The following is a 19732-nucleotide window of genomic DNA, read 5'->3' on the forward strand; positions in this document are numbered from 1 at the left end:
AAATCCTGGCATTGCTGTCAGGATTTGTCTGGAATACCGGTCAGGGTATTCCGTCAATATAATTTAGATATGAATGTTGGTGAAAATTTTAATTGCAGATCGTCAGAAACTGATGACTCATCTGCACTTTGAATTTGGCTTCTGACTTGAGTTTAGCATAAATGGTATGCTCAAAAGCCTGTACAGACCTCAGCTTTTTATCAATATATTCCGCGATCTGTGCGATGGAGAAAATAAAATCCCTGTACACGGCAATATTCACTGTCTGCCCATAATAAGGAAGGTAAGCCTTTAAAAACGGAACCGCCGCCTGATGTCTGCTGTAATTGACACAATATCCAGCCCCTTCTCTTGAAGTGATGATCTCACGATCATTGATATAATCCGGAATTGTTTTGTTTCCGTCCAGAGAACTGCCGTTTTTTAACAAGTATCTGTTAATTTTATCCAGAATATGTTGCGCGTATTCCATCATCGTAATGGTTTTCCACTCAAATATATGATTCATGCCTTTGGTTACCTTTGGATTTTTGCCATTTTCACAACTTGTACAGAAAGAAATCCCGATCTTTTCGTGGTAAGGAAAGAAGCAGTCTTTGATTTCCATAGAAGCATCAGCCATCAGTCTGTCATCTGCAAAACTGTAATACAGATAAGGGCTGTAAAGGTCTGCCAGTGTCTTAAGATAATCGATCTCACTGGCGTTGTGATATTCTTCAAACCATTTTTCAAGATTATCATAATAATGGCTTTCAAATTCTGTAAATGTTAAGTAAAACGGCAATTCCATAGCTCTGTAATTTTGATAGGACAAAGCTATTGCTGTAATGCGACAAAACTTGACGTGTTATTTTTTTTGTGAAAAGAGCCAAGATGCAAGAGCCAGGAATCAAGATTTTTAGATGAGACTTTAGAACTGGTGGCTTCGGGAGCCTCAGCCGCCAGATATTTGTCGTTCATTCAATATTTCTCGATAATTTCAGAGTATTAAAATACAGGGGTAATTACTATCAAAAGCAACAGTAAGCAACATCAAAAATCCTCAAACACTCCGACACTCTAATCCCGAATCTCAAAACACTAAAACTCTCAAACTCCGCATCGCGAAACCCGCAGCTATTTGTCATAATTAGTCATCATAAACTCAAAATAATGAATCATCTTCATATAGTTTTCAATACTGATGTACTCATTGGTGCTGTGGATGCTTTGCTTTTCTGAGTTGTTGATTTTGATGGGCATAAATCTGTAGATATTTTTGCTTACGATCTGGTATTTGTAGGCATCAGTGCCGGCCATGGTAAGGTAAGGCGTCACGATAGCACCCGGATTAATTTCTTTGATTCCGGCTTCTATTAATTGATACGCTTTTGTATTGGTAGGGGAAACTGCGGAAGCTTCCCGTGTATTGTCGATCTCTTCCACCTCAACATCGAAACCTTCTGTCGCTTTTGCGATATGATCACGGACTTCTTTTGCTGTATCGCCGGGAAGAAGTCTGAAATTCACGACAAATTCCACTTCGGGAGAAAGCACATTGGTTCCATCGCTCCCTTTCATCATGGTAAGGGCGGTTGTGGTACGCACCAAGGCATTGGTGGTGGTATTTTTGGTCAGTTGAGAGAGCAGAACTGGTTTCAAAAGCCATTGGTTGGCAATAGCAAGTCTGTTCGTAAACGGCATCGCTCCTCCAACATTATCAAAAAACTGCTTGATCAGTGGGGTTATGGTAGGTTTCATCTGATGGTCTTCAAGGCGCTGCATAATCACGGCTGCTTTTCCAATCGCACTTTCCATAGGTGGCATCGAGGAATGTCCTCCAAGTCCTTTAACCTTAATTTTTGCTGATAAGAAGCCTTTTTCAGCACATCCCACTGCGGCGACATCGAAATCTATTCCTGCGACATTTCCTTTCTCCATAATCAATCCCCCTTCATCATAGACTGCATCAAACCTCAATCCTTTCTTTTTAAAATAGTCTGCAATCTGTACGGCTCCTTTTTGTCCCCCTACTTCTTCATCAAAACCGAAAGCCAGGTAGATATCACGTTTTGGAATCTTTTTACTTTTAACCATCATATTCATAGATTCCATAAGGGAAAAGAGCATTCCTTTCATATCGATGGCTCCTCTTCCGTAGATTCTTCCGTTCGCAACAGTTCCTGAAAAGGGCTCGAAATCCCAGTCTTCGGCTACTTTGGAAACGGGTGGCAATGGTTGATCGTCGGGTCTGAAAATATTCTGTTCTTTATTTTTCACATCAGCATCTCCCGGAGGTACTACGTCTATGTGTGAAAGAAAAAGAATCGGGGCAAGTGAAGGATCACTTCCTTTAAGCCTAAACACCAATGCATGGGTATTGACCTCGCTGTTTTCGGTATTTTGATAGACTAACGGATAAGATGTTTTCAGATATTCTTTAAACTGATCAAACGGAGCATAATTGAATTCTCCAAGGCTTCCCGTAGAAACTGTAGGTATTTTGATACCGCCAGAAAGACGCATTAACGCGGAATCATTTTTGACAGGTTTCCATCCTTCAGAATTTCCTGCCGTATTCTTTTTAAACGGATATGTGTACGTTTTGACTAAAAGTACGACAACTAAAATAACAAGAATACCCAGAATGATTAAAAGGAACTTTTTCATGGCGTAAGATTTTGTGTGGTGTCACAAATATACCAAACAAAATAATGATACCTGTATTAAAAACCAGTATTTATCTATCTTTTAAACCAATCTCATTAAATAACGCTGAAAAATAGTAAGATTATAATACTGCTTTGCTATTTATAATGACACTAAAGATTAATTTGATACTCATTCTTCAATTTTAGCTTCATCATCATATCAGTTTGTTCTTTATCTCCAAGTTTGAAAATATGTTTATCAAATTCTACAAATCCATTTTTCTTATAAAAATGAATTGCCTGTAGATTTTTTCCCCAAACTCCTAACCAAATAAAGTCAACGTTCTTCTGTTTTGCTACATTAATTGCCTGATCACACAGAATTTGTCCGATTTTTTTGCCATGAAAATCTTTAAGGACATAAATTCTTTCTATTTCAAGAGTTTTGTCATCTTTGAGTTCTGTCTGGGAAATTCCATAATTGAGTTTTAAATACCCGACTGTTTTTTTGTTGATTTCTGCAAAGTAAAATTCTGAATTTTCATTATTCAATTCAGTATTAAGTTGAGCAACTGAAAAACTATCAGTTACATATTTTTGCATATCTTCCTCGGTATTATATATCGAAAAAGTTTCGTAAAAAGTTTGTTTTCCAATTTTTTGCAACTGGTGAACATCATTTACTGTAATTTTTTTTATACTAATTTTTTCCATTAAGTCTTTTGATTGTACATATGATTGACAACTTTCATCATAATATTAGAAAACCCCAGGTTATTCCGGATTAATTATTTTTCTACTGTTTTTTTACTGGAATATATTGTAACCCAACTATGCAAAATACTGTAGAAATCCCTGTTAGTAATGTTCTTACAAGGTGTATCATTTCCCACTTCGTTAATTCGTTTTTTACTTGGTTTTTCATTATCGTCCCTGATGACATTGATGAATTGGCGGGCATAAAATAAATAAAAAACAATAGGAGGATAATAACGTTAGCCGTAAGATTAAGCAGCCACCATTTACGAGTCTCATCTTTTTGTTTATTGACTAAATAAAATGTCAGAACAGATAAAATTAAAGGGATTACTTCCAGAGGCAGCATTATCTTCGCAATGTTTTGTGAATTGATGGAGAACCACAATAAAAAATCTTCAGGATTACTTTTTTGCCAAAAAGGAACTAAAACAAATAGTATTACCAGGCATCCGCCTGTGAATAGTGACTGTACAGCCAGAGAGATTAATTTTAGAAGTTGATTGTTTTTCATCTTTATGATTTTACGGTAAAATTCTTTTTAATGTATTTTCTTTATTTTTTATATAGTGATTAACGACCCCTCCAATATGTCCTATCAGAAGCACAATCAATATGATGGATAAAGTTTTGTGAGCTCCAAGTGAGGGAATGTCCAATCTTTTTGGTAAAAGGGAGGCATCACCGGTCTGTAGGGCTTCTCCGAAATCGCCCATTATAACAGTCGCAATACCTGATATAGAAAGTAAGATCAACAGGTAATAGAATGTATTTTCAATCCAAATAACCAATTTATTATGCAGGTAATTCCCGGTTTTCAACTTTGAAGGTCTTTTATGCCGGAAGAAAAACCAGGCGCGTATTAAAGTCAGGATAAAAACTAAAATACCAGCAAAGAGATGCAGTCGTAAAAGATTTATTTTGGCAGCTCCCGGCTCCATGCCTGACATGATAAATCCCGTAGGAATAAGTAAAATAATCAATAAGAAGCTTAACCAATGAATAATGATGGTTCCTTTGCCGTACTTTTCTGCAAGATTGTTGTTTATAATTGTTTTCATCTGGAAAGTGTTTCAATTTTCTTTGATGAACAAATATCAGCATCTCGTAAAAACTAAAATTGTAAAAATCGGAAATCAGGAATGTCTTTACGTAATTGGCCGGGGCTTTGGCCGGTGATACCTTTTACTTCGTGAACAAAATGTGCCTGATCAAAATAATTGTTACTGTAGGCAATATTTGTCAATGAATTTTGAGAATGCTTTAGTTGATAAGCTATTTGTTTTAATTTCACAATACGGATGTATTCTTTTGGAGAACAGCCTACATAGTTATAAAAATGATTTCTTATTGTTCGGTCAGACACGTTTAATTGTTCAGATAATAAGGTCATTTCAATATCTCCGGAGTTACTTTCTATCAGTTCAAGTGCCTTTATGATGAGTGATAAATCACGATCAAGAATATTATTTAAGAATATATCTTCCATTGCAGTGAACATTTCTTCTGTGTTGGCAAGATGATGTATTTTTAACAGAAACTCCCTGGCCATATGACCAAACAGTTCTTCTATGTCGATTAACCAAGGAAGTGAATTTACTGCTTTTTGTGTGTAACAAGCCAAGCCAAAAGGCTTTAAATGGGCTCCGACAATTCTTATTCTGTCGGTGGCAGGTAAAACGTTTATTTTTTGAGTGGAAATTCTTGATATGGCATTGTTTATCAGTTTTGATTCATTTAATGTATCATTAATTACCCTAAATGGATGGTCAAAAAAATAGCCCATTGTTATACGGGGGAACGGTATCATAAATTCAGCTTTCTCAGTCAATTGACAAACCGGAATATCGATATAAAAGAAACACTCAATGATATTTGAGAGAAACGAATTAACAGGCTTTCTAATTAAAAAATTTTGATCATTCTCCATTCTAAATTGTAAATTAACTGATATAAAAATAAGGCTAATTGTTGTATTTTGAGAAATATATTCTAGAAACTCAATGATGCTTTTTTCAATTTTTTTTATCTTTTTTAAATCATAAGAGCTTTTCAGGCTGACCCAAGATTTTGCATGTTGAATACTGTCATTTAAACTTGTAAAACAGTGGTTTATTTTTATTGGTGGGCACGGTAGAGACACTCGCGCCAGCGGGATTTGGTGGTTTTTCTTTTAGTTATGAGCAGTTTCTAAATTATATATATCTCCGCCCTCCTTTGTACACTGAACAAATATTTGTTTAGGAATGCTATCTTTCAAACTTATTTTGGTCGTCTCGTTACAATTTTCATTATTGTATTTAAAAATCAATTCTCTGTTATCAATGCTGTTAGGTACTGCAGAAGAAGAACCTAAATTATAAAAACCTAACAACTTATTGTGATAATTATAAATATACACTTGCCCGTTTCCTCTCTTGGAATCCTCATAAATACCTGTATAATGAACAGAGTTTAAAATTTTTAGCGTGTCTTTTTTAGAGGTAATAATATTTCCTAAATATTTGACTACTTGTTCATCAATATCTTTTCCTTTTTTTGTGAATCCAAAATTTTGATTAGTAGTATTTTGTTCTAAAACTAATAATCTACAACGTTCATAATAGTCTAACTTTGTCCCAGTAATTTTATTTTTATCATTTTTGTGTAAATCTGATTTATTACAGCTTGTAAATGAAATTATAATTAAACTTAAAAAAAAAATTTTCATATTTTTAATAATCTGAGGGTTTAGTTTTTTTAGATTCTTGTTTCATTTGTAAAACACTTTTTTGACAGCCTGCAGTTCCACCACCATCATATACTTCTACAGCTTTTGCCCATCTAATAATTGTTGGTATCCGTTACTTCAAGACCTCCTGCTCTGTTTTTAGCAAAACTTACTCTCGCATTTCCCAAATGATCTCTGTACTGGTAAATATAACGGTTTTCTCAAATAGCAAACCACTGCTATTTTGCAGTGGTCTTGTTTTGTTCGGGACACGAGCGAGACACTCGCGCCAGTGGAGGATTATAAAGCTAAAAAAGCATATTCGTAGAAAATTACCATACTCTATAAAACACAAAAACCTCGCAAAAGCGAGGTTTTTTTTATCTACCCCTACGATATAATCGTGCTGTAAAGAGGGAGAATATTTCACATTTTTAATCAAGTTTTGAAAAATCTGGACTTGTGATTACGACATAATATTCTTTATTTCTGTCTCCTTCAGAATATCTCTTTTTGTAAATTTTACTACCCTTATTAAATATATTGACAATAATGTATTTCTGATTTAGAAATTCTTTAGGTAAAGAAAACACATACTTCTGCGCTAGTGGAAGCTTAGGTAAAAACGTTTCAAAGCTGATATCAAAATTTAACGATTTGTCATTTGCTAGTTTATTATAATTTTCATCAGATAAATCAATCGTACCAACAATATAATTCACATCAAGTATGCCTATAGAAGTAGAGCTAATTCGTAGATCATTTATCATCAAACAAGGTTTTTATCAACCATAATTAAAAAATTAATTATCTTGGTTTGAGATAAAAAATAGCTTGAAAAAAACAAACACATTAAAAAAAAATATTTTAAGATTTTATTTTCCATTTCTCTTAAGTATGTTTTGTATTACAGATTTAGTTAAAATCATTGAAGGTTTTGATATATTATTACCTCTGTAAACCGCAGCTCCTACATCTCTGTAGTCTTTATACGTTCCATCAGAATTTTTTATCACATTCGTTCCATCGTATTTCTGTAGTCTACCTACAATAATATTTGTTCCTTTACCAGTAAAAGTTTTATCATCAACGCCTTTCGTGGGAGTTAAAGCGTCAAAAGGAAAAAATTTTCCACCTGCTTCAAAAATACCTGCAGGATGAAGATGTATTGATGTATGAGTCTTATCATTCGTCGGCATTGAAGCAGGTGCAGTTCCAATACCCCTTGCATCAACTATAGGTAATGGCCCTGTTTCTCCTCTCGCTATTACATTGTCTCCTGAAATTGAAGAACTCTCTTCTCTAAATCCACCATTAGCATCACCTCTATCCATAACACCTAAAGATTCTTTTAATGTTCCATCGGGAGGAATTCAATACACTTAATTGATTTAAGGCAATATTTTCTCCTTTTTTTTCTGCGGCTTTTATTGCTGCTTGGTCTGCTTTATTTGTAATCATTAAAACTCCCTCATCAGTTGTACCATCAGTTCCAATTTTTTTACCTTTCTCATTAACATAGTCTATAGGTGGTAAAGCAAATCTTCCATCTGGATCGATAAACCTGATCGGATTATTCCAAGCGTAATTATAAGGACTGTAACGAGTCATCTTTTCCGCCAACTGATCCACAACGCCCCATCTTCCCAGATCTGCCATATAAAACCTAGCTCCATAATCATACATTCCCGTCTCCTGCAGCTCCTTACCATTGTACTTGTAACTGTAATACCCGCCAAAATTAGAACTACTTAGCATTCCTTCTATATGATTGAGGCCAAATGGATAATAATTGTTGGTATCCGTTACTTCAAGAGCTCCTGCGCTGTTTTTGGCAAAACTTACTCTGGCATTCCCATATGATCTCTGTACTGGTAAATATAACGGTTTTCTCAAATAGCAAACCACTGTAATTTTACAGTGGTTTTGTTTTATTCGGGGCACGAGCGAGACACTCGCGCCAGCGGGAGAAATGCTCGATCCAGCAGAGAGGGCTGTAGGTCTTTTTTGACAGCCTCTTCGTTATTGATTTATTTCAGGTTTTAAATTTAATAAATCTGGATTTCTAATTATAATTTTTTTATTTAAATCTCCATCATAAATAATTTCTAATTCTGGTTGCCATTCTATGAAATCTCTATCTACTTGAAGTTTTTTATTATCAAAAGAAAGTATCATTCCTTTTTTAGCTTCTTCTTTCATTTTTTCAGGAATGTTTTTAAACAAGGACTTACCAAATACATCTTTATCATTATAGAAACATAAAATATCAGAATATAATCCTGCTTTTTTTTTAAATCTATTATTATTTAAATATTCTAAAGCTGAGTTTTTAGAAATATCCATTATTTTAACTTTTGAATTTTCTTTATTTATTACAACAGCATAAGGAGGTTCTCCTGTCATATTAACAAATTCAAATTTATAATTGTTAATTAATGAAAATATTTCTGCGTTTTCATTCTGCTTAACCTGAGTTGAACAAGAAATAAAAAAAAATATAATTATTATTAATCTAGTAATTTTCAACTTTTTCATATTTAACATTATCATATTTATATGCCGTTCCACCTGAATTTGGAACATATACGTGTCTATTAATAGGTTTACTTTGTGAATTTACAGGATAATTTGTAGCACCTGCAGCATCTCCCATCTTAGAGGTTTCAACTAACTGACTACTTCTGTTATATGAAGATGGTGTTGGCAATCCAAACTTATGAGAATGATCAATAGTAGTTACTACATTACCTGCATTTTCAAGAGCTTTCCCTACATCAGAAGCTTGCACTTCATTTCTTTCACCGTTTGTAAAGAGCATTGTTTTTTCATTTGCTGATGCATCAATATATTCTATCTTAGCATATTCAACCTTAGAATGATCTGCTATAGCTTTGAATGCCTCGTGACCTTTTTCTTGATCATTAACAACTAGAGCTTGCGTTCTTCCATTACCTTGTGCTAATTCTGCATTTTCTCCTATGTTTACTCTTACTCCTGTTTCATTACCTTTTTTATCCACCATTACAAGAACATCTTCTCCCGCTTTCTCAACTTGTGTAATTTTACCGCTTGGATCAGCTCTAAATTCATCATCGTTTTCTATTGCCATTCTGCCATCAGGATCAATGAACCTAATTGGATTATTAAACGCATAATTATAAGGGCTGTGTCTAGTCATCTTCTCCGCAAGCGGATCTACAACACCCCATCTTCCAATATCTGCCATATAGAACCTAGCACCATAATCATACATACCCGTCTCCTGAAGCTCCTTTCCATTGTACTTGTAACTGTAATACCCGCCAAAATTAGAACTACTAAGCATTCCTTCAATATGATTGAGGCCAAATGGATAATAATTGTAAAAAAGGTATCCGTTACTTCAAGAGCTCCTGTGCTGTTTTTGGCAGAACTTACTCTTGCATTTCCTAAATGATCTCTGTATTGGTAAATATAACATTTTGAAATAAAATAATAAAAACCACTGCTTTTTTACAGTGGTTTTGTTTTATTCGGGGCACGAGCGAAACGCTCGCGCCAGCGGGGGGGTGATTTTTTAGAGATAGGAGCAACAGTTAAGTTCAACTCTTCTATTTACAAATAGGAATTTGACCATATAATGTACTGTTTTGAAGCTCAACGACATAATCTTCTTTTGAATGACAATATTTTTTCTTGTATTTCTTTTTATCTAAATTATAAATCCTGACAATTAAATATGGTGTATCTATTAGTAAACCACCTATAATATTAATATTATAATTATAATCTTTATCTATATAGTTTGAATATTTGAATTTTAGAATAAGTTTATCACTTGCATCAAATTTTTTATCCAAGTGAATTTCTTTTCCAGTAGTATAAGTAAAATCCAAAACAGTATTATTTTGCCTTTCTTCAATAAAGCTCATAGATAACCTATCAGTAATAATATTATCATCAATTACAATAATTAAATTCAGCTTACTTTGGGAAGAATATAGTAAAGAACAAAATCCTAATAAAAAAGTCAATACTCTATTTTTTAATTTTGCCATTTTCATAATTTGATAAAATGTTATTTACTGCATTAATATTTAAATCCATTAATTTCGTACCTTTATTATCATAAAACACTGCTCCTTGTTTATTATATGGATCTATCATAGAACCATCTGACTTTAAAGTCACAGGATTACGCTCCAAATTACCGACAATTATATTAGTTTCAAAATCTGCAAATGCTTTTATATCATCACTAGAAGGTTCTGTTGCTGTAATAGTATAAGATTTTCCACCTTCCAACAAAGTTGCTGTTGGGTGTGAATGTAACAAAATATCCGTTTTAATATTATTCTTAATACCGTTTTGAATAGCAATGTCCATAAAATTTATATGTCCACTTGCTTCTCCTTTATTTATTGTCATTTTCTCTCCCGTTGTGTATGTCGTTCTATTTCCTCCTAAATTAATATCGGCACGAACTTCATGTTGTCCTCCTTCTTTATCAGGACTTATTAAATGTGTCGATGGTGAATTTGTCATTTTCAAAGCTGTCGAAATTGCTCCTAAAGAAGCAACTCCCCCCCTGATTTCTTGTTTTGCTTCCGTAAGGTAATTACTTTTATTTCCTTCACTAACATAAACTTTATGATCATTTATACCATCGCTACCTAAATACCTCCCAGATTTTGTAAAAAAATCGCCTAAAGGTCCTCTTCAATCCGGATCAATATACCTCAAAGGATTATTAAATGTATAGTTGTATGGTGACCATCTTTTCATTTTCTCCGCCAGCGGATCTACAACGCCCCATCTGCCCAGATCAGCCATATAAAACCTAGCACCATAATCATACATGCCCGTCTCCTGAAGCTCCTTCCCATTGTATTTATAACTGTAATACCCTCCAAAATTAGAACTAAAAAAGCTCCTGTGCTGTTTTTGGCAAAACTTACTCTGGCATTTCCTAGATGGTCTCTGTATTGGTAAATATAACGGTTTTCTCAAATAGCAAACCACTGCAATTTTACAGTGGTTTTGTTTTGTTCGGAGCACGAGCGAGACGCTCGCGCCAGCCAAGGGCGTAGATAAATCTACTTACTCCAAAATCGAAAAAGGATTAAGGGAAGTTACCGTAACAGAGCTTACCAAAATGGCTAAACTCTTTAATTTGTCTGTAGACCAGATTATAAATTACGATGAAAACGTAAAACCTAAAGAAATTGTAATTGAAGATAAATCGACTCTGGAACAGATGGAACTCATTCAACAGCTCGACGAAGAAGATAAAAGCACCGTCTTTAAAATCATCGATAAAATGCTTACTACCAAAAAATTTAAAGACTTCTTTAATAAAAATGTTGCCGCTTTATAAAATAAAAACCCTCACTTCTTGCGAGGGTTAATTTTTATTTATCACATATTATAAAATTTGTGAAAATTATAGTTTTTATCATTCTTTTTTTAATACCATATTTTTGTATTTTATTATACCTGGTTCGAAATAAACTGTTTCATTCTTTATATCAAATCTTAAAGGAACAAAATCGATAATACTATTTGCTTCATGCATATTTCTTTCATCTACACAATGGATTTTAATCTTTTTATTTGAAATAATTTTATAATTACCAATACATTTAACCCTGTTTGCTTCAACTTTTTTCTCTATAGTGATTTCATTGTTTTCAAGTATTTCTATTTTTAAAAATTGCTTACTATCAACATATGTATAATTACCTTGGAAACTTTCAGGAGCTATTCTGTTCTGTGATTTACAACTTACAAAAAATACAATCACAAATAAACTAATTATCTTTTTCATTTTGAAAATCTTTTTGGAATTACAACATTTAGATCTTTCATAATAGAGTAATTTTGGGGAAGATTAGCCTTTGGATACATCTTTAGTAAAGCCTCTCTTGAAGTTGATAAAGTAACTTGTGTGTTAGGATGACTACTATATATTCCACTTTTTATATTCCTAACCCAGCTAGTTGTTATATCCGACATACTTTGGATTTTATTATTTTCAAAAGCAGAAACATTCGTTTTTATAAAATTATGATTATCTGGATCATATGCAAATTGAGCTTTATAAGCTCCTACTTCATCATGGAGATCACCAGCTGAATAACCACTATTATATAATACCAATGAACCTGTCTCGAATTGGTATCCATGAGTCATTTCATGAACAAATTCACTTGTGCTACCATCAAAACTAAGATTTATATTTCCTGTATTAGAGTCATAATAGGTACCTCCATTTTTCCCATTAGAATCTTCTAATGCATATACATTATCACTTTGCTCAAGTACACTCATATTATCTAGCGAGCCTCCTAGACTCGAAATTCTTTCAGATAATCTATTCTCTTGTCGTGCTAGTTTTTTAGAGCTCCATCCCTCGTCTTTAGCTTTTTGAGCTAGTCCTGATTTTGTAGTTTCTAATTCAGATTTTTTATCCTGTACGTCTTTTTTATGTTTATCCCACTGTTCTTGACTTCCTGGAGCAATTTGCATTCCATCAGGATCAGTAAATCTGATTGGGTTATTCACAGTATAACTATAAGGTGAAAACCTACGATATTGTTCAGCCAACGGATCAACAACACCCCATCTACCCAAATCCGGCATATAAAAACGTGCGCCATAATCATAGATACCCGTCTCCTGAAGCTCCTTGCCGTTGTACTTATAACTGTAATACCCTCCAAAATTAGAACTGCTTAGCATTCCTTCAATATGATTGAGGCCAAATGGATAATAATTGTTGGTATCCGTTACTTCAAGAGCTCCTGTGCTGTTTTTGGCAAAACTTACTCTGGCATTTCCTAAATGATCTCTGTATTGGTAAATATAACAGTTTTCTCAAATAGTAAACCACTGCAATTTTACAGTGGTTTTGTTTTATTCGGGGCACGAGCGAGACGCTCGCGCCAACTCAGGGGATTAATTTGGTTGTGCTAATGCAATAAATTCTTTTGCAGAGCCTTGTTCCTTAAAATAAATTTTATCAGGGTATTCAAAGCCCTTCTTCCAATAGATTTTTGAAACGTAGAGTTTATGGCTGGGTATCAATCCCTTTTGAATTACTTCAAATTCTCCTCCTCCCTTAAACATTAAACAAATGTCATCTCCAAACTTCCCAAAGTATTCTATATTACATTGATTTATATTTTTACGATATTCTATTGTTTTGATTGTCTTCTTATTTTCCGAAAAAATAATTTTGTCCTTTCTAATATTTAAAAAACCACTAACTTTTGTACTATCATTAGAAAAAGTAAATTGATAAAGTTTATCTTTTTTAATAAAAATATTTTTTTCTTTATTAATTAAAAAATAATAAACAATAGTGTCTTTTTTTAATGGCTCCTGATTAGAATCTTTAATTATTGTATAATTAATCTTTTTCTGTTGAGAAAAAGAAAAAACAAATAAAAAAAAGAAAAATAGTATTAATAACTTATTTAATGTCAGTTGATTTATTTTTTTCATATAATTCTTTTAACTGTGTTTGTATTTTTTCAGCTGGAGATCCTTTTTTTGGATTAAAATCTTCTCTTAGTACTCCTGAATGATCTGAACCATAATCACCATGCTGATCTTTGCTTTTATTTAAGTCAACATGAGATTTTATTTCATGATAAATTGATTCAGAATTATCATATACAATTTTATCTTCTCCTCCCGATCTAGATGCTTTGGCTGCAGCAGCTTTCTCAGTTGTACCAAACGCTCCATTATCCGGATTAGAATTTAATAGAATTAGGGCTACATCCTTTCCTTTACTTTTCGAAATATCTACTCCATTAAAAGCTTTAAATTCAGAACTTTCAGATCTCTCATTAGCTTTAATTTTTCCTGCCGTAACCATAGTAGTATTTTGAATACCGTATAAAGTTTCTGCAGCAGCTCCATCTTTTGTAGGTATTGAACCTACCGTTATATAGATATCAACAGTTTTAGATTTACTGTACTTGTCCCAAATAGCTTTTCCCGCAGCAGTTTGCTTTAATGTTTTAATTGCTTCTTTGGATTTGCCATTTGAGCCTACTATGATAATATCATTAACAGCTCTACCATCAGGATCAATAAATCTAATTGGATTATCAACTGCATAAGTATACGATGAAAACCTTCTGTATTTTTCCGTCAGCGGATCCACAACGCCCCATCTCCCAAGATCAGCCATATAAAACCTAGCACCATAATCATACATGCCCGTCTCCTGAAGCTCCTTCCCATTGTATTTATAACTGTAATACCCTCCAAAATTAGAACTGCTTAGCATTCCTTCTATATGGTTGAGACCAAATGGATAATAGTTGTTGGTATCGGTTACTTCAAGAGCTCCTTCGCTGTTTTTTGGCAAAACTCACCCTCATATTTCCTAAATGATCTCTGTACTGGTAAATATAACGGTTTTCTCAAATAGCAAACCACTGCAATTTTACAGTGGTTTTGTTTTGTTCGGGGCACGAGCGAGACACTCGCGCCAGCTGGGGGAAATATTAATCATATTCAAATGGGCGTTTAAGCTGCTGCAATATAAAAGCTTCACCTTCCTTTTTATTCTTACTTAATCCAATATATTTGCCATTATTAAGATTAATATCTAAACTGCTTTTTTTCTTATTTAATATAAAATAAAATTTCAAATCTTTACTTAGATTAAAACTACATTTTTTTTCAAGAATAGTATTTCCATTTTCAAAAACTATAATTTTATTTAATTCATGTAATTCCACTCTTACCCCGGTAAAACCAATTTCCCTGGATATTAGAACTTTATTATTAATTACTTCACATTTTCCTATTCTTAGAGAAACTGTATCCTTTTGAAATGAATCTTGAAAAGATACTTGAAATTTATTTTCAAAATTTTGAGCATGAATACTTAATCCAGCAAAAAACATATAAATTATAAAAAAAAATTTACTCATTATCGTTATTATTTAAAAAATAATTATTGAACAGGTATTTTTTGAACACCACTATTGAGTTTACCCCTATCATATGAATCTTTCATTTGATAAATTTGATCGCTCGTTATATTTTTTCCTGCATTTGGAGCTTTGGAAGGCAACATGGCATTTCCAGATGGCCAATCATGATTTTGAAGATTACCAGAATGCCCAAACTCATGTCCCACAGTACGATCTAAAGTACCTTGCCCATCGTCTGTTTTTCCAGTTCCCGCATACTGTCCGTCAGCAGCCTGTTGCCTATCTAATATTTGATCTCCAATATAAACAACATTATCTCCTACAGGAGCTTTTCCTAATGTTCCTTTATCTTCATATCCTCCGATTCCATTCGGAATTCCCCCATCATTAACAATTCTAATAGCATGATCTGTTTTAGAAAGAGGATTATTATCAGATGCAACTGAGATGTCAGTAACTACATTTACTTCAAATTTATTCTCCTTAATCCCATATACATCTTTCAATGAGCCACTTACCCTTTTAGCATATGAATTCATTTGCTGAGATGTAAATTTTCTGCCTGAATCATTAATTACTTTTCCTGTAACAGTCATAGTAATTACAGTTGTTCCATCTTCTCTGACTGTTTGAGAAAATCGTATATCTTTTGCCTCCCTTCCATCAGGATCAATAAACCTTATAGGATTATTATAAGCATAGGTGTAAGGGCTCCATCTTGTGGATGTCTCCGCCAGCGGATCCACAACGCCCCATCTGCCCAGATCAGCCATATAGAATCTTGCTCCATAATCATACATCCCACTCTCCTGAAGCTCCTTGCCGTTGTACTTATAACTGTAATACCCGCCAAAATTAGAACTACTTAGCATTCCTTCAATATGATTGAGGCCAAATGGAAAAAAGGTTTTCTCAAATAACAAACTACTGCAATTTTACAGTGGTTTTGTTTTTTTCGGGACACGAGCGAGACGCTCGCGCCAACTCGGGGTAAGAAAAGATAAAAAGATGTAGCAGGACGAAGTGGGCAAACTTGTGGGTGTTCACGGTGCTGTCATCGGAAGATATGAACGTGAGGAAGTAAAACCATCTATTGAGGTAGCTACACAACTTGCGGAAGCTCTGGAAATTTCTCTGGATTATCTTATAGGTGCTACAGATGTTCTTTTGGAAAAAAATATTGTTTCTAAAATTTTGGATATCCAAAAACTAAAAGAGAACGATAGACAACATGTCTTCGATCTCCTTGATGCGTTCCTCAAGCAAACTAAATTGCAATCGATTATGTAAAATAAAAGCCACTCTTCCGAGTGGCTTTTATTTTATTTATTATTTGTTTTTCCTTTATATCGTGTAAGGATTAAAACACCTTCGTAATTACTACGCTTTGTTCCTTGTAAAATAATAGTATCTTTATTATAAAAGAGTATTTTACTGGTATTTTTATGATAATAGCCACTTTTAGGATTTCTCTCAGAATCTATACTAACAACTGAATCATTGATGATAAACCATTTCTCAGGATTATACATATCATCTTTTGGGATAGTATCTAAATTCTTAGTAGTAGAATTATTTATGTATTGGATCTGCCTTCCATCTTTAAAAAATTCTTTTACTCTATATGGATAAAATGAATGATCTTCATCAATGCTATAACAATACCATTTTTTACTAGTTTCTCCTGCAAAGACAGATTGTATTTTATCTTTATTACTTTCTTTACATGAAAAAATAGTAAAAGCTAAAAGAAGTAAACTACTCTTGAGGATGCTTGATGTCTTCATATGATTTTGTTGGATAAATTTTATTTCCTATTTGAACAGTAAGTTTTGTACTTGTTGGCAGATTATTCCCTGAGTTATAAACATTTATATATACTCCTCCCGTATTCTCTTCATTATATTGATTAATCATATCCATGGGATTATTACCATAGCTTGATTCTTTTTCTGCTGCATTAAGAACATGTTGACCAAAACTTGCGGCTTGACCTGCTCGAGAATTATCTGGAGTCTTTCCAAAATCAGGATCCTTAGCTTCGTTTAAGTAAACTTTAGAGTGTAATGTAAAAGTATAGTCTCCCTTGAAATTTTCATTTTTATGTCCAAGCTTTCCTCCTTCGTGGTTTAAAGTAGATCGGATATAATATGCATTATCATACTCACCACCTTTTAAAGATGTGGTATTAAAGAAAATATTTCCTCGCCCATTTGTATGAGCATCTCCTTTACCGTATGTCCCTACACCCACATATCCTCCAATATTTTTTTCTCCTGCATAGTGTGCTAAAACTTTAGAAACAGCTGTTATAGTTCCTTTCTTGCTGTAATCTAATTGTGAAAGACTTGCATTTCCTTTATCTGTATGTATAATTACATTGTTGGTTTTTTTATTATCAGTGTACATATAACGTCCGTACTTATTAAAATGATCATCAACAGGTGCTCTTCCATCCGGATCAATAAATCGGATTGGATTATCAAAAGCATAGTTATAAGGGCTATGTCTTGTCATTTTCTCCGCAAGCGGATCTATAGCATCCCAGCGTCCTAAGTCAGGCATATAGAATCTTGCTCCATAATCATACATACCCGTCTCCTGAAGCTCCTTTCCGTTGTACTTGTAACTATAATACCCGCCAAAATTAGAACTACTAAGCATTCCTTCAATATGATTGAGGCCAAATGGATAATAATTGTTGGTATCCGTTACTTCAAGAGCTCCTGTGCTGTTTTTGGCAAAACTTACTCTGGCATTTCCTAAATGATCTCTGTATTGGTAAATATAACGGTTTTCTGTGAAACTGTAAAATCCTTCTGCTGTGGGTACAAAATCCAGTTTCCATTCCGGCGTTCCGCCAAGACCGGGAAATGTTTTTCCTACATTTTCATAGGCCTGCTCTTCAAAAGCAGACTCTGTTCTGCAGCCCAGACAGGGTTGAAATCCATCTCCCGTATCGATATAGCTGTACTGGAACCCATCCAGATAGTCCGTCATTCGGGTGGTAGTCACAGCTCCTCTTCCATCCATTCTGCCGGTATATATTTTTTTCAGCTTCGTTCCGTCTGCACGGTAAAGATAACCGAGATTGGAACGAAAAGTAACGCCCATCGTGGTCTGTACAATATCAAAAGTATTGGGCAAACTCAGATAATTGTACGTAATGGTTTGAATGCCTTTGTCTTTCATATTGATCATATTCCCGTTCAGGTCATAATCAATGGTATTGTTTCCTCCTTCATATCCTGTGTCATTTAAAGAGCTTTCGATAACCTGATTCAGACGATTTCCGGTATATTTATACTCAAGATTGTCTACCTGTGTAGCGGTGGAGCCAAAAACAGGAAGGGCATTTCTTTTTAAGAAGGCAATATTTCCGTTTAAATCATAGGTTAAACGTTCATCAAAATTCTTATTATGAGGATTGGTGGTTTCAGGTTCTGCGTATTCGGCATCGGTTAATCGGTTCAGGTTGTCATAGGTGTAGTTGTATCTTTTCAGGTTATTCACCGTTGACATATTCCAGTCTATTTCAGCAATATTTCCATTGAATTTCCCCGGTGAAATACTACTGTAAACAGGATCTGTATATTTTACTTTATATCCGAACAGTTTTCCGTTCAGGCTTACAGGATCATTGATCTGGGTCATCCAGCCTCTGATGTTGTATTTGTAATCGATGCTTTGAAGCGGTGAACCCATATTCACTCCTCCCACTTTTTTGTTTTCAAGCTGGGAAAGCTCATTGTATTTATTCTGAGCCAGAATTTCTTCGGGATTTCCATCTACCTGATGCTTGTGGACCAAAAGTCTGTTCTGATGATCATAGGTAAAGTTTTCAGTGATGGTTCTTTCTGTATCCGTAACAAGCCTTTTGTGCTTGGTAATAACCATCTGCGGTGTTCCTGCAAAATCCAGCTTGGATTCTGTTTTGGTATACCCTCCCAGATGATTAATGGAATAAGTGCCAACTGGTCGGCCTTTGGTATCGTAATAGGTATAGTTCCTGGTCCAGTTATCATCTTCAATATTCTTGACCAGACTCATTACAGGTAATCCTTTTGTGCTTCTTCCGTCAGAGGAAGGCGTTTCTGTTAAAACAGGCTCGCCCAGAATAGCGGATGGAAAAGGTGGATTGAAGCCATATCCCTGAGGATACGAATCATAATAATTAACGGACAAAAGCGTATCTACATTTAAATAGACACTGGTATAATAAACGGTGATTCCATTCCTTACAAAACCTGTAGGATGTCGTGCATCATAAATAACCAAATCTGCCATCTGACTCTGCAAGGTATTTCTGCTGCTGTTGTTATTGAGTAGTCCTGTATAAGCCACTCGCCCAAACATATCATATTTGGTCATCAGCCATTTGTTTTGGGAGGCCATCATTGCATCCTGGGTAAGAAGCAGTCGGTCTGCTTTATCATACACCATGTATTCCCAGCCTTTCCCCGGAAGTTTCTTTTCCACCAGTCTGCCTTTTCCGTCATAGCGGTACTGATAGCACAGATCATTCAGTAAGGTATCGGTGATGGCTTGATTGACAGCTTTTGGAGGAATAACAAATGCCAGTTGGTTATATTCATTATACACATAATAGGTATCTGCATATTCTGAACCGGATATCATTTTTCTTAACAAAATGGTCTGCCCTTTTCCATTTTTATATTCATAGGTTTTATTTCCAT

The 19732-nt window shown here is 34.2% G+C and carries 24 protein-coding genes and 1 pseudogene; 2 read left to right on the plus strand and 23 right to left on the minus strand.

Annotated elements, in window-relative coordinates:
• Positions 1 to 88 precede the first annotated feature (88 nt).
• From IW22_RS23170 to IW22_RS24775, 15 genes and pseudogenes are all read right to left on the minus strand, one after another.
• Entirely contained in the window at positions 89 to 790 is a 702-nt protein-coding gene (locus IW22_RS23170) for a hypothetical protein (RefSeq protein WP_034732017.1), read from the minus strand.
• Positions 791 to 1116: 326 nt separating this feature from the next.
• The gene (locus IW22_RS23175; RefSeq protein WP_034732019.1) at positions 1117 to 2649 is read right to left on the minus strand and encodes a M20/M25/M40 family metallo-hydrolase; all 1533 of its coding nucleotides are present in this window, start codon (positions 2647 to 2649) and stop codon (positions 1117 to 1119) included.
• A 152-nt stretch (positions 2650 to 2801) separates the two neighbouring features.
• Positions 2802 to 3344: a GNAT family N-acetyltransferase gene (locus tag IW22_RS23180; RefSeq protein WP_034732021.1), complete on the minus strand. Its 543-nt coding sequence runs from the start codon at positions 3342 to 3344 to the stop codon at positions 2802 to 2804.
• Between the two features lie 82 nt (positions 3345 to 3426).
• Positions 3427 to 3900 (minus strand): DUF1772 domain-containing protein, encoded by a 474-nt coding sequence (locus tag IW22_RS23185; protein WP_034732023.1) that lies wholly within the window; start codon positions 3898 to 3900, stop codon positions 3427 to 3429.
• Between the two features lie 10 nt (positions 3901 to 3910).
• Positions 3911 to 4447, minus strand: a complete 537-nt coding sequence (locus IW22_RS23905; RefSeq protein ID WP_051891379.1) for a cytochrome b — start codon at positions 4445 to 4447, stop codon at positions 3911 to 3913.
• A 53-nt stretch (positions 4448 to 4500) separates the two neighbouring features.
• The gene (locus IW22_RS23910; protein ID WP_131401788.1) at positions 4501 to 5529 is read right to left on the minus strand and encodes a helix-turn-helix domain-containing protein; all 1029 of its coding nucleotides are present in this window, start codon (positions 5527 to 5529) and stop codon (positions 4501 to 4503) included.
• A gap of 30 nt (positions 5530 to 5559) precedes the next feature.
• Positions 5560 to 6096 (minus strand): hypothetical protein, encoded by a 537-nt coding sequence (locus tag IW22_RS23200; RefSeq protein WP_034732025.1) that lies wholly within the window; start codon positions 6094 to 6096, stop codon positions 5560 to 5562.
• A gap of 434 nt (positions 6097 to 6530) precedes the next feature.
• Positions 6531 to 6866, minus strand: a complete 336-nt coding sequence (locus tag IW22_RS23205) for a hypothetical protein (protein ID WP_034732032.1) — start codon at positions 6864 to 6866, stop codon at positions 6531 to 6533.
• A 105-nt stretch (positions 6867 to 6971) separates the two neighbouring features.
• Positions 6972 to 7430 carry a hypothetical protein gene (locus IW22_RS23210; protein ID WP_034732036.1) on the minus strand — a complete coding sequence of 153 codons (459 nt, stop codon included), beginning with the start codon at positions 7428 to 7430 and terminating at the stop codon, positions 6972 to 6974.
• Positions 7423 to 7992, minus strand: a complete 570-nt coding sequence (locus IW22_RS23215; protein WP_034732039.1) for an RHS repeat-associated core domain-containing protein — start codon at positions 7990 to 7992, stop codon at positions 7423 to 7425. The genes IW22_RS23210 and IW22_RS23215 overlap by 8 nt, the downstream gene beginning before the upstream one ends.
• 126 nt (positions 7993 to 8118) lie before the next feature.
• The gene (locus IW22_RS23220) at positions 8119 to 8634 is read right to left on the minus strand and encodes a hypothetical protein (RefSeq protein WP_131401789.1); all 516 of its coding nucleotides are present in this window, start codon (positions 8632 to 8634) and stop codon (positions 8119 to 8121) included.
• Positions 8612 to 9424, minus strand: a complete 813-nt coding sequence (locus tag IW22_RS24770) for an RHS repeat-associated core domain-containing protein (protein WP_034732045.1) — start codon at positions 9422 to 9424, stop codon at positions 8612 to 8614. The genes IW22_RS23220 and IW22_RS24770 overlap by 23 nt, the downstream gene beginning before the upstream one ends.
• A gap of 265 nt (positions 9425 to 9689) precedes the next feature.
• Positions 9690 to 10136, minus strand: coding sequence for a hypothetical protein (locus IW22_RS23230; protein WP_131401790.1), 447 nt, complete (start codon positions 10134 to 10136; stop codon positions 9690 to 9692).
• Complete coding sequence (locus tag IW22_RS23235; RefSeq protein ID WP_034732051.1) at positions 10117 to 10623, minus strand: hypothetical protein; 507 nt, start codon at positions 10621 to 10623, stop codon at positions 10117 to 10119. Before IW22_RS23235 ends, IW22_RS23230 begins: the two co-directional genes overlap by 20 nt.
• 177 nt (positions 10624 to 10800) lie before the next feature.
• Positions 10801 to 10980, minus strand: a pseudogene (locus IW22_RS24775) (RHS repeat-associated core domain-containing protein); the annotation flags it as partial.
• A gap of 124 nt (positions 10981 to 11104) precedes the next feature.
• Between IW22_RS24775 and IW22_RS24095 the strand changes: the two are divergent.
• Positions 11105 to 11455 carry a helix-turn-helix domain-containing protein gene (locus IW22_RS24095; protein WP_034732055.1) on the plus strand — a complete coding sequence of 117 codons (351 nt, stop codon included), beginning with the start codon at positions 11105 to 11107 and terminating at the stop codon, positions 11453 to 11455.
• Between the two features lie 78 nt (positions 11456 to 11533).
• Here IW22_RS24095 and IW22_RS23245 read toward each other — a convergent pair whose 3' ends face one another.
• From IW22_RS23245 to IW22_RS24790, 6 genes are all read right to left on the minus strand, one after another.
• Positions 11534 to 11905, minus strand: a complete 372-nt coding sequence (locus IW22_RS23245) for a hypothetical protein (protein ID WP_034732057.1) — start codon at positions 11903 to 11905, stop codon at positions 11534 to 11536.
• Positions 11902 to 12942, minus strand: a complete 1041-nt coding sequence (locus IW22_RS24780) for an RHS repeat-associated core domain-containing protein (protein ID WP_081874022.1) — start codon at positions 12940 to 12942, stop codon at positions 11902 to 11904. Before IW22_RS24780 ends, IW22_RS23245 begins: the two co-directional genes overlap by 4 nt.
• Before the next feature lie 93 nt (positions 12943 to 13035).
• Positions 13036 to 13584, minus strand: a complete 549-nt coding sequence (locus IW22_RS23255) for a hypothetical protein (protein WP_034732062.1) — start codon at positions 13582 to 13584, stop codon at positions 13036 to 13038.
• The gene (locus IW22_RS24785) at positions 13553 to 14461 is read right to left on the minus strand and encodes an RHS repeat-associated core domain-containing protein (RefSeq protein WP_034732064.1); all 909 of its coding nucleotides are present in this window, start codon (positions 14459 to 14461) and stop codon (positions 13553 to 13555) included. The genes IW22_RS23255 and IW22_RS24785 overlap by 32 nt, the downstream gene beginning before the upstream one ends.
• A 139-nt stretch (positions 14462 to 14600) precedes the next feature.
• Positions 14601 to 15032 carry a hypothetical protein gene (locus tag IW22_RS23265; protein ID WP_034732066.1) on the minus strand — a complete coding sequence of 144 codons (432 nt, stop codon included), beginning with the start codon at positions 15030 to 15032 and terminating at the stop codon, positions 14601 to 14603.
• Positions 15033 to 15055: 23 nt separating this feature from the next.
• Complete coding sequence (locus IW22_RS24790; protein WP_316931678.1) at positions 15056 to 15958, minus strand: RHS repeat-associated core domain-containing protein; 903 nt, start codon at positions 15956 to 15958, stop codon at positions 15056 to 15058.
• Between the two features lie 100 nt (positions 15959 to 16058).
• Here IW22_RS24790 and IW22_RS23275 point away from each other — a divergent pair, with 100 nt between their 5' ends.
• Positions 16059 to 16325 carry a helix-turn-helix domain-containing protein gene (locus IW22_RS23275; RefSeq protein ID WP_034732072.1) on the plus strand — a complete coding sequence of 89 codons (267 nt, stop codon included), beginning with the start codon at positions 16059 to 16061 and terminating at the stop codon, positions 16323 to 16325.
• 32 nt (positions 16326 to 16357) lie between these two features.
• Here the strand turns inward: IW22_RS23275 and IW22_RS23280 are convergent, their stop codons facing one another.
• Entirely contained in the window at positions 16358 to 16822 is a 465-nt protein-coding gene (locus IW22_RS23280) for a hypothetical protein (RefSeq protein WP_034732076.1), read from the minus strand.
• Positions 16794 to 19732 (minus strand): RHS repeat-associated core domain-containing protein (locus tag IW22_RS23285; RefSeq protein WP_051891382.1); only part of this gene is annotated, 2939 nt, incomplete at its 5' end. The genes IW22_RS23280 and IW22_RS23285, both read right to left, overlap by 29 nt.

The organism is Chryseobacterium sp. JM1, from assembly GCF_000737715.1.
In the GTDB taxonomy this organism is placed as follows: Bacteria; Bacteroidota; Bacteroidia; order Flavobacteriales; family Weeksellaceae; genus Chryseobacterium.